The 9,935-nt window shown below is 46.7% G+C and carries 12 protein-coding genes; 4 read left to right on the top strand and 8 right to left on the bottom strand.

What is annotated here, in order from left to right; all coding sequences use genetic code 11:
• Positions 1-210: integrase core domain-containing protein (locus B067_RS21630; RefSeq protein ID WP_019529647.1), on the top strand; the 210-nt coding region annotated here is incomplete at its 5' end.
• A gap of 104 nt (positions 211-314) precedes the next feature.
• Here the strand turns inward: B067_RS21630 and B067_RS0108465 are convergent.
• The 7 genes from B067_RS0108465 to B067_RS0108435 form a co-directional block, all read right to left on the bottom strand.
• Positions 315-995, bottom strand: coding sequence for an SCO family protein (locus B067_RS0108465; protein WP_019529646.1), 681 nt, complete (start codon positions 993-995; stop codon positions 315-317).
• Positions 996-998: 3 nt separating this feature from the next.
• On the bottom strand, positions 999-1,910 hold the full coding sequence (gene cyoE / locus B067_RS0108460; protein WP_019529645.1) for a heme o synthase: 912 nt from the start codon (positions 1,908-1,910) through the stop codon (positions 999-1,001).
• Between the two features lie 26 nt (positions 1,911-1,936).
• The gene (locus B067_RS0108455; protein ID WP_019529644.1) at positions 1,937-2,269 is read right to left on the bottom strand and encodes a cytochrome C oxidase subunit IV family protein; all 333 of its coding nucleotides are present in this window, start codon (positions 2,267-2,269) and stop codon (positions 1,937-1,939) included.
• An 8-nt stretch (positions 2,270-2,277) separates the two neighbouring features.
• The gene (locus B067_RS0108450) at positions 2,278-2,961 is read right to left on the bottom strand and encodes a heme-copper oxidase subunit III family protein (RefSeq protein WP_019529643.1); all 684 of its coding nucleotides are present in this window, start codon (positions 2,959-2,961) and stop codon (positions 2,278-2,280) included.
• 42 nt (positions 2,962-3,003) lie between these two features.
• Positions 3,004-3,675, bottom strand: coding sequence for a cytochrome c oxidase subunit 3 (locus B067_RS0108445; RefSeq protein ID WP_019529642.1), 672 nt, complete (start codon positions 3,673-3,675; stop codon positions 3,004-3,006).
• Entirely contained in the window at positions 3,672-5,441 is a 1,770-nt protein-coding gene (locus tag B067_RS0108440) for a cbb3-type cytochrome c oxidase subunit I (RefSeq protein WP_019529641.1), read from the bottom strand. Before B067_RS0108440 ends, B067_RS0108445 begins: the two co-directional genes overlap by 4 nt.
• 154 nt (positions 5,442-5,595) lie before the next feature.
• Complete coding sequence (locus B067_RS0108435) at positions 5,596-6,951, bottom strand: c-type cytochrome (RefSeq protein ID WP_019529640.1); 1,356 nt, start codon at positions 6,949-6,951, stop codon at positions 5,596-5,598.
• 536 nt (positions 6,952-7,487) lie between these two features.
• Here B067_RS0108435 and B067_RS0108425 point away from each other — a divergent pair.
• Positions 7,488-7,757 (top strand): hypothetical protein, encoded by a 270-nt coding sequence (locus tag B067_RS0108425; protein ID WP_026244529.1) that lies wholly within the window; start codon positions 7,488-7,490, stop codon positions 7,755-7,757.
• A gap of 216 nt (positions 7,758-7,973) precedes the next feature.
• A complete protein-coding gene (locus B067_RS21810; protein WP_156820794.1) occupies positions 7,974-8,132 on the top strand; it encodes a hypothetical protein in 159 nt (52 codons plus the stop codon).
• Between the two features lie 155 nt (positions 8,133-8,287).
• Here B067_RS21810 and B067_RS0108415 read toward each other — a convergent pair whose 3' ends face one another.
• A complete protein-coding gene (locus B067_RS0108415; RefSeq protein ID WP_156820793.1) occupies positions 8,288-8,494 on the bottom strand; it encodes a cold-shock protein in 207 nt (68 codons plus the stop codon).
• Positions 8,495-8,734: 240 nt separating this feature from the next.
• Between B067_RS0108415 and B067_RS0108410 the strand changes: the two genes are divergently transcribed.
• Complete coding sequence (locus tag B067_RS0108410) at positions 8,735-9,934, top strand: CaiB/BaiF CoA transferase family protein (protein WP_019529638.1); 1,200 nt, start codon at positions 8,735-8,737, stop codon at positions 9,932-9,934.
• The last annotated feature ends 1 nt before the right edge of the window (position 9,935 follow it).

Raw genomic sequence — 9,935 nt, 5'->3', positions numbered from 1 at the left:
CAGTCACGCCGTGGTAACTGCTGGGATAATGCCTGTGCGGAGAGTTTCTTCTCACTAATGAAGCAACAATGGATTTATCCGGCAGGTATGATGGTAATGAATCAAATGAAACGCTTGGTGCAGTCCTACATTAATGGTTTTTATAACACGTGGCGTGTACATGGCACCTTGAATCAGGTGCCAATGCTCTGTTATAAAGCTGCAGTCTAGGTGTCCGTTTTATGTGGGTCACATCACCTGAACAAACGGCTGTCAACTATAAGCTGTCATCTTTTTACTAGCGACTAGCAACTGCCATCCTAGCGACTACAACCCTAGCTACTGGCATCCCAAAAACGCCTAATTTTTTTATAATCGCTATACAGAACATCACTATCAAAATTCTTCATCCCGCTGCGGCTTTGCTGCGGCTTAAATATAGCCTGCAGCCTACCGCTAGGGTTTATTAAATAGATATAAACACTATGGCTTACACTGTAGGCTTTGGGGTTACCGCCTTCTTTGGGTTTTATTTTTTTGACTATGGCCAAGTTTTTTTCAAAATCATTTTCTGTAGACCCTAGCTTAGGACCCAGTCCTTTTATGGCTAAGGGGAAATACGCTAGGTATTGCTGTAATTGTTGTGGTGTGTCGCGCTGTGGGTCTAGGGTATAAAAGGCATAATCAAGCTCACTCTGTTTACCATCCTCGGCCAATCGTTTTTCAAATTTAACTAGGCTGGCCAACGTGGTAGGGCATATATCGGGACAGTAGGTATAACCCACCGCCAGCAACAACCAGCGCCCCAACAATTGCTGTTGGTTGAACTCTACCCCCTGTTCATCCACTAAACTAAAATCTGCTAAGGCTTTAGGCTCGGGTAAATAAACAGCGGATTGTAACTCAGGAGCCTGTGCGGGTTTAAATAGAAAGCTATAGGCCAACAGCAAACACAGCGCCAACGCGATAAGTAAACCTAAAGCCAGCTTTACTTTTAAACGGCTATTGGCAAACATAGATTACCATTGCCATTGTAGCGGTAAATAATGATCGACCAACAAGGCAATAAACAAGTAAAACAAATAGGCTATAGATACATAGAAGGTTTTTAAGGCTGATCCCGGCTTAGTAAAAAACTTTAACTCCACGGCATAATATAAAAACCAAGCCCCCAAGCCTATCGCCGCCAACAAATACAATAGGCCACTCATCCCTATTACATAGGGAATCAAGCTAACGAGGTATAAGGCCAAGGTGTAAAATAACACATTCCATTTAGTAAACTCTATGCCGTGAGTCACTGGCAGCATGGGGATGTTGGCGCGCTTATAATCCTCTACCCTATCTATGGCCAAGGCCCAAAAATGTGCAGGTGTCCACACAAAAATAATGATCACCAACAGCACGGCTTCTCTATCAATACTATTGGTTACGCTAGTCCAACCCAATAACGGCGGCAAAGCCCCCGACAGACCACCTATGACTATATTTTGTGGCGTGGCATGTTTTAAATACAGGGTATAAACCAAGGCATAGCCAATTAACCCCGCCAAGGTTAGCAGCGCGGTTAAGCTGTTCACCCAATACCATAAAATGGCCATAGCCATCACAGCCAGCACTAAAGAAAATAACAGCGCCTGAAAACTATTAATCGCACCTGAGGGTATAGGCCTACGCTGTGTACGACGCATTAGCACATCGATATTTTGATCTACCACATGATTGACTATAGCCGCCGAGCAAGCCGCCAAACCTATACCTACGGTAGCGGTAATAAAGATAAGCGGATCAACCAATCGTGGGCTAGCCAAGTGCATGCCCACAACAGCAGTCAACAATAACAGCAACACCACTTTAGGCTTACACAACTCCACATACTGAGCCAGCAAATGCATATCAACAGTTGTTTTACTTATACGCAGTGATTTCATGGTTAAGCCTATGTTTAATTTTAAGTTTAATTAAAAAAGGTTATGCGCGATAAAAACACATAGTTTGCTTCACTGACCATCAGCGCAATCAACACTAAGATAGCGCCTGGCGGCAGCAGTATCACCAATATCATGGCTAACCTTTCCCAGGCTAGATGCATAAAAATACTCATAATAAAACCAGCCTTTAACAGCATAAAAATCAGTATTAAAGACCAACGCAAATAACCTTGTAAGTGAAAAAAATCTACCAAATAAGAAAAGGTACTTAACACAAACAACAGCAACCATACTTTTAAATAAACACCTATGGGATGCTGCTGGCCTATGGCATGCTCCTGCGCTGCGGAAGTACTCATAAATCACCTCACCATAAATAGAAAAACGCAAAAATAAATACCCACACTAAATCCACAAAATGCCAGTACAGGCCCGTAATTTCGACTATGCCGTAACCTTTACCCTCATAGTCACCACGTCGTACTTTATTGGCCACCACCAATAAATAAATAACCCCCGCACTCACATGCAGGCCGTGAAAGCCGGTAATCATAAAAAAAGAAGAGCCAAATTGTGCCGCACCCATAGGGTTACCCCAGGGTCGAACCCCTTCTTCAACAATCAACTTGGTCCACTCAAAGGCCTGCATACCGACAAAGCTAGCCCCCAGTAAAGCCGTGGCTAGCATTAGTTTAAAAGCCAATTGCCGATTACCGTTGTAAGCCGCGTTAACCGCCATAGCCATGGTGCCGCTACTGGTAATTAACACAAAGGTCATAATGGCTATTAATAATAATGGGAAATGGGTGCCCGCCACCTCTAATGCAAACACCTCACTGGGGTTGGGCCAGGCTACCGTGGTGCTCATGCGCACACTCATATAGCCGGTTAAAAAAATACTGAATACAAAGGTGTCACTGAGCAAAAACAGCCACATCATCAGTTTGCCCCAAGGCACATCAAAGGCTTGCTTATCGGCAGCCCAATCACCGGCCAGCCCGGTCATTCCCGGCTCGCTATAGGCTTTGTTATGCTCTCCGCTATTGCTCATAGGTACACCTGCTGTTGAAGGTATCGCAATTAACTCAATGGTTTAAAAGCCGCATAAAGCGGCCAAGGCCGCATAGGTTTCTGCGCGGCCGGTTAACAATAAAAAAAGCAGCATCCATAGCAGTAGCAAATAATGCCAATAGCTGGCACACAGCGCTAAAGTATTGTGTAGTTGCGGCAACGCTGCGCTGCGCGAAAATTGGTAAACCGCCCCGAGCAACACCATTAAACCGCCCAGTAAGTGCAGCGCGTGTATAGCGGTTAATAAATAATAAAAACTATTGGCAGCGTTACTATTCATGTAATAACCCAAGCTCATTAACTGCTGCCACACCATCACTTGTGCCAACACAAAGGCCACGGTCAATAGCAGCGCCAGCAGCAAAGCTACAATGCTAGCGTTAAGCTGGCCACGAGCACTGCTATACACCCCCCACTGCATAGCCAGGCTAGCGGCTAATAAGATAGCGCTGTTGATCCACAACTGACTACTGTCGGTAAAGGGTTGCCAAGGCTGGCCAGATAAGGCGACAAAATCAGGAAACTGTGAGCGCGATAAAAACGTCACAATAAATAAAATAAATAAAACGCTAACCGCCCCTAAAAAAAAGCGTAGGGCTATACGCTGCGGTATGGCTGATGAGGTTTGCGGTATCACGGCCGCACCGGCCTGAGCCAGCCAGGGTTTTTCCAGCAAGCTATGCCATAGTTTCACGACTCTATCCCCTTATGACTACCGCTGTCGGCTAGCCATTCCACATCCTCTTGGGCGACATTTTGTGGAATAAAATCATGCTTGGCATTGGGTACACTAAAATCATAGGCCCAGCGATAAACATGCGGTAACTGCGCGCCCCAGTTACCGTGTTTAGGTGGCTGGTCGGGGGTTTTCCATTCTAAAGAGGTAGCGCCCCAAGGATTTTTCTGGGCTTTTTTACCGTAGCGTAAGCTCCATATCACATTAATAATAAACAGCAGCTGCACCACCCCGACAATAATCGCGGAAACGGTAATACTGGCATTGAGCGTCTGCGCCGACGCTGGAATAAAATCGGTGCCACTCATCGCGTAGTAACGTCTGGGCACCCCTAAAAACCCCAAATAATGCATAGGCAAATAAATGGCATAGGTGCCTAAAAAGGTTAACCAGAAATGCCACTGGCCTAAGGTTTTATTAAACATGCGGCCAGTCATTAGCGGGTACCAATGATACAGCGCCGCAAACAACACCATAATCGGAGAAACCCCCATAACCATATGAAAATGTGCCACTACAAAATAGGTATCGGATAGTGGTAAATCCACCACCACATTGCCTAAAAACAAACCGGTCAAACCGCCATGGGTAAAGGTAAAAATAAACCCTATAGCAAATAACATAGGCACGGTTAAATGTATGTTGCCGCGCCACAGGGTTAATACCCAGTTATACACTTTAAGTGCTGTGGGCACGGCGATAATCAGCGTGGTGGTGGCAAAGAAAAAACCAAAGGCGGGGTTCATGCCGCTAACATACATATGATGCGCCCAGACCACAAAACTCAACACCCCAATGGCGACTATGGCCCATACCATCATGCGATAACCAAAAATATTTTTACGGGCATGCACAGCCAACACATCCGACACCATACCAAAGGCCGGCAAGGCGACGATATACACTTCGGGGTGGCCGAAAAACCAAAACAAATGCTGAAATAATATAGGGCTGCCGCCGTTGTAATCTAAAGTCTCGCCCATAGAGATGATAGCCGGCATAAAAAAACTGGTACCTATGGTTTTATCCAACAACATCATAATGGCGCTAACTAATAAGGCCGGAAAGGCTAATAAACCTAATACCGTTGCGGTAAAAATTCCCCAGATGGTGAGTGGCATACGCATCAGCGTCATGCCGTGGGTGCGCGCCTGTAATACCGTGGTGACGTAATTTAAGCCCCCCATAGTAAAAGCCACGATAAAAATAGCCAGAGAAACCAGCATTAAAATAATACCCCAGTCATTGCCCGGTGTGCCCTGCAAAATGGCTTGCGGCGGGTATAAGGTCCAGCCCGCTCCGGTGCTACCTCCGGGCACAAAAAAACTGGCCATAAGCACAATCACCGCCAGCAAATAAGTCCAGTAGCTGAGCATATTGAGATAGGGAAATACCATATCTCTAGCGCCAACCATTAGCGGAATCAAATAATTACCAAAGCCGCCCAGCAATAAAGCGGTGAGCAAATAAATCACCATAATCATGCCATGCATGGTGACAAACTGCAGATAAGCACTGGGGTTAATAAAATCAAAGGTATTGGGAAAGCCCAACTGCAAGCGCATCAAACCTGACAACACCAAAGCCACCAGCCCCACCAAAATAGCGGTTCCACCATATTGTATGGCGATGACCTTGTGATCCTGACTCCACACGTATTTAGTAATAAACGTGTCGGGGTCGTGTAACTCACTAACTTGATCGGCAATGGCTGTGTGTGTCATGTCTACCCTCGTGATTTATAGTATTTTGTACCCGAGCTATACCGCTATAAAAAACCTAGACTACGGCCGGTGCAGCAGCGACCAGCCCTTAGTGTTTTCACAATATTTTTCCTGTCCGCTAGCGCGCTGTGAACTAGCGACTACTCACCTGCCACTACAGACTATTCACATACACCAACAAATCATCCACCGCTTGCTCGTCATTTAGTAAACGCGCCATTAACATCATCTGCCGGCCGTGGGTGTCTTGGGGATGCGCGCCGCGTATGCCCTGTTTAAAGTTGCTGAGTTGACGCTTGAGATACCAATCGTCCATGCCCACCAAGGCCGGTGCATTCAATGCGCTATTGCCTTCACCCCGGCTGCCATGGCAGGCGCTGCAATTAACAAAATAGCCATGGCCACTTTGTATATCGCCGCCGCTAATTGTGGCTGCCGGTTTTTTATGGGGGAAGGTTTGGATATAGGCCACCACATTATTAATGGAGGTTTTATCGGCTAAGAGCTGAGCCATGGCGGCCATCTGCTGACCAAAACTATCTTGCTGATGCTGGCCGCGTACACCCTGTTTAAAATGCAGCAACTGCCGCTGCATATACGCCGTGCTTTGGCCGCTAAGCTTGGGCGCATTCATCGCCATATTGCCTTCGCCTTGCTGGCCATGGCAACCGCCGCAAACGGCGTATAAAGGTTTACCTAGCTCAGCATCACCGGCGGCCACTTGCTGGCTCATGGCAAAGGTAGGTTTGCTATTCAACCAGGCTTGATAATCGGCCTCGCTTTCAACCACCACATTCCCGCGCATGGCGTAATGCGCTATGCCGCATAGCTCCATACACAAAATATCAAAGCGCCCCAGCTTGGTGGGAGTTAACCATAGATAGCTAACGAGACCCGGTACTAAATCCATCTTCACCCTAAACTCCGACACCGCAAAATTATGCAATACATCCTTGGAACGCAGCTCAACTTTCACGGGCTTATCTATAGGTAGGTGCAACTCACTATCAAACACCAACACATCATCTAGGCCGGTACTGTCATTGGGGTTAATGCCGAAGGGATTACGCGCGTTCATATGGCGGGTATCGACGGTACCTAATTGGCCATCTTTGCCCGGCAGACGAAAACTCCACTGCCATTGCTGCCCCACCGCCTCAACTATATGCGCGTCGGCGGGCACATCGACAAACTTGGCCCACACAATTAAACCCGGTGCCAACATGGCCGCCACGCCCAGAGTGGTAAGCGCCATTAACCAGCTTTCTAGTTTTTTGTTTTCAGGTTCGTAATGAGAACGACGATGATGCTGATGCCGGTAGCGGTAAACGCAGTACGCTAAAAAAAGATTCACCGCGATAAAAACTGCACCCGTCACCCAAAAAGTAATACTAATCGTGTCATCAATAGAGCCCCAATTAGAGGCTAGCGGGGTAAACCACCATGGGCTCACAAAGTGAAATACTAAAGAACCGACAACTAGTAATACTAAAACAATCGCTAATAACATAAGTGGAATAATCCTTTTATTCTTATCAGACGAAGGTTGTTTTAAGCGTACTCTTGAACAATACCGAGTTAAAACCACGAAATACTTTAATACTATCACCCAATGCTACAGCAGCTAATCAACGTGTCATGACGGTTTCATTTAAAATTCTACAGCCACCTATACATTCATAAAGTAAAAATTAGTATAGCAGTCACTCATTAAAGAAATCTTTTTGAAAACATCATGACATTAAGCGTTTTCGTATTGAAAGACACACATGACATATCAATTTCCGCACTTAGAATCGTTACTGCTTAAAACCACACTAAACAGCTGATAAACCCTTTTTTTATATTGTGAAGTAATACCACAAGCAACCAATATGAAGCTTTAATCTATAAGTAATATAGCGCTAGCTGCCGCACGCCAACTGGGAGGAGGCCTTGAAATGTGCTGCCATTGCGCTCTTTTTAGTGGCCAAGCACTCTGGCTACAGCCCCTTTATGCCTAGGAATAAAGACGTGTCCGGTGTACTTGTCGTCATGCAAGGTTAAATGCTTTACACCATGGCCGCGCTAATCGCTATTACCCTGCTACTTATGCATTTCCTAGCCAAAGTCACCTCGGCAGTACTCAGCAATTTAGTCGCCATACTGGTGGTCACCTTGGCGTTTATTAGTTTGAACTTAGAAGCCCGCACTGTTATCGACTATGTGCGTGATATGCTAGCCGCCGAGCAAGCAGTTATCGCTACTTTAAAAGGTGAGCTAGCTTTGCTATTCCTTCAGTGCCTTTTAGCTTATCTTCCCCCTATGCTTCCGTGATTGCAGCCATAGGCCTGATAGCATCGCTGTTAGCCCTTACCCTGATTGATACAACCACCAACACTCGTGTAACAGAGAATGTATAGGTCAGGGCCTAGGTAACACGGTTAATGGCTTCTTCGGAGGTATGGATGGTTGCGCCATGGTAGGCAAGAGCATGTAGTGATTGAATTTAAACGCTCTAGAGTAAGCGATCACTCCGCATAAAAGCGCTAGATGGCTTGGTTGAAAAATATAAAGCGACCGGTAAAAAAACTACACCTGCGCCACTTAAGCCCCGAGTGCCACCAGCTGCTGAAAAAGGCTGGCAGTATGTATGAGGTTAATGTGCTGGAAAACTCCGACTACCACGTAGCCACCGATACCTTAGGCTAAACCCGCTAAGACTACCGTCCTGCCTATGCAGGGGTTTTTTACCTGCTCTTTTTACTCATCTTTCCCTGGTCGTTTACCTGTGCTTTCATTAACAACCCGTAATCAACAGGCAAAAAAAAGGCCACCTTGCGGCAGCCTTTTCATAACATTATTGCTTAGATAGCAACGATGTTTTCAGCTTGTGGGCCTTTTTGGCCTTGTGTTACGTCAAACTGAACTTTTTGGCCTTCGGCCAAAGTTTTGAAACCGTCACCTGAGATAGCGCTGAAGTGAGCGAACACATCTGGACCGTTTTCTTGCTCAATAAAACCAAAACCTTTGCTTTCGTTGAACCACTTTACTGTACCTGTTGTTGCCATGATCTAATCCTAAATTTATCAATGTTACTTTTATTTACTAATGACGCTCTAAAATCAGCTTTGAATTATGGAACTCAGGACGGTACAACAAAGAAGAACGTCTTAAAGATTGAACATAAAAACACGCTATCATTTACAAGCTGATGAAATTATATGCCATTTTGCAGCAGCGTCAACAGAGATAAAATAAATTATACTATCACCCCCTAGTTCGCCACTTCCATAATCAACACCGGAAACAGCATGAAGCAGTCATTATCACCACGCCCTTTACACGGATTACGTGTTATAGAAATGGGGCAATTACTCGCAGGCCCCTTTGCAGGCTGCATCTTAGGCTATTTTGGCGCAGAGGTAATTAAAATAGAACCGCCGATAGGCGGCGACCCCATACGCGGCTGGCGCGTAGTAGAAGACGGTACTTCGCTGTGGTGGCACTCTTTAGGAAGAAATAAAAAATCGGTCACTGTGAACCTAAAAGAGCAACAAGGGCGTGAAATAGTCAAACAATTGATCAATGGCGCCGATGTAGTGATAGAAAATTTCCGCCCAGGCACCATGGAAAAATGGGGTTTGGGCCCTGAAGTGTTCAAAAGTAGCAATCCACAATTAGTGTATGCCCGCATCTCGGGCTTTGGCCAAACCGGCCCCTATGCTCACAAACCCGGTTACGCATCGGTAACCGAAGGCATGAGTGGCTTTCGCTATGTGAACGGCCACCCCGAACAAGCACCGGTGCGCCCCAACCTCAGCATAGGAGACAGCATAGCCGGCCTGCACACCGCCCTGGGCATTACCATGGCGCTATTAGAACGACAAAACAGCGGCAGCGGCCAGGTGGTGGATGTGGCCTTGTATGAGGCCATGTTTAATTTAATGGAGGCGGTAGTCCCCGAGTACGATGGCGCTGGCGTGATACGTGAGCCCAGCGGCAGTACCGTCACCGGTATAGTGCCCACCAATACCTATCGCTGCCGCGATAAAAAATACGTGGTCATAGGCGGCAACGGTGACTCTATCTTTAAGCGCCTAATGCTAGCCGCCGGCCATCCTGAGATGGCCGAAAACCCCGCCATGGCCACTAATACAGGCCGCGTGGCCCACGAAGTCGATATTGATGCCGCCTTAGCGGCCTGGTGTGTACGCCACCCCTCACAATGGATTATCGACACATTAGAAGCGGTACGCGTGCCCGTAGGCCCCATTTATAATGTTGCCGATATGATGGCCGACCCCCACTTTCAAGCCCGCGGCTTGTTCGAACAAGTAGAAATCAATGGCAAGCCACTCAAAATACCCGCTATTATCCCCCGCCTAAGCAAAACCCCCGGCCAAACCGATTGGCCCGGCCCCAGCCTAGGCAGCCACACCGACGAGGTCTTAAGCCAGTTGGGCCTTAGCGCCGACGATATCGCCAAACTGCACAGCGAACAGATTATTTAAT

It is taken from the genome of Dasania marina DSM 21967, from assembly GCF_000373485.1.
Lineage (GTDB): Bacteria > Pseudomonadota > Gammaproteobacteria > Pseudomonadales > Dasaniaceae > Dasania > Dasania marina.
The sequence above is the reverse complement of the archived record's forward strand: the minus strand, read 5'-3'. Positions and strand labels throughout refer to the sequence as shown.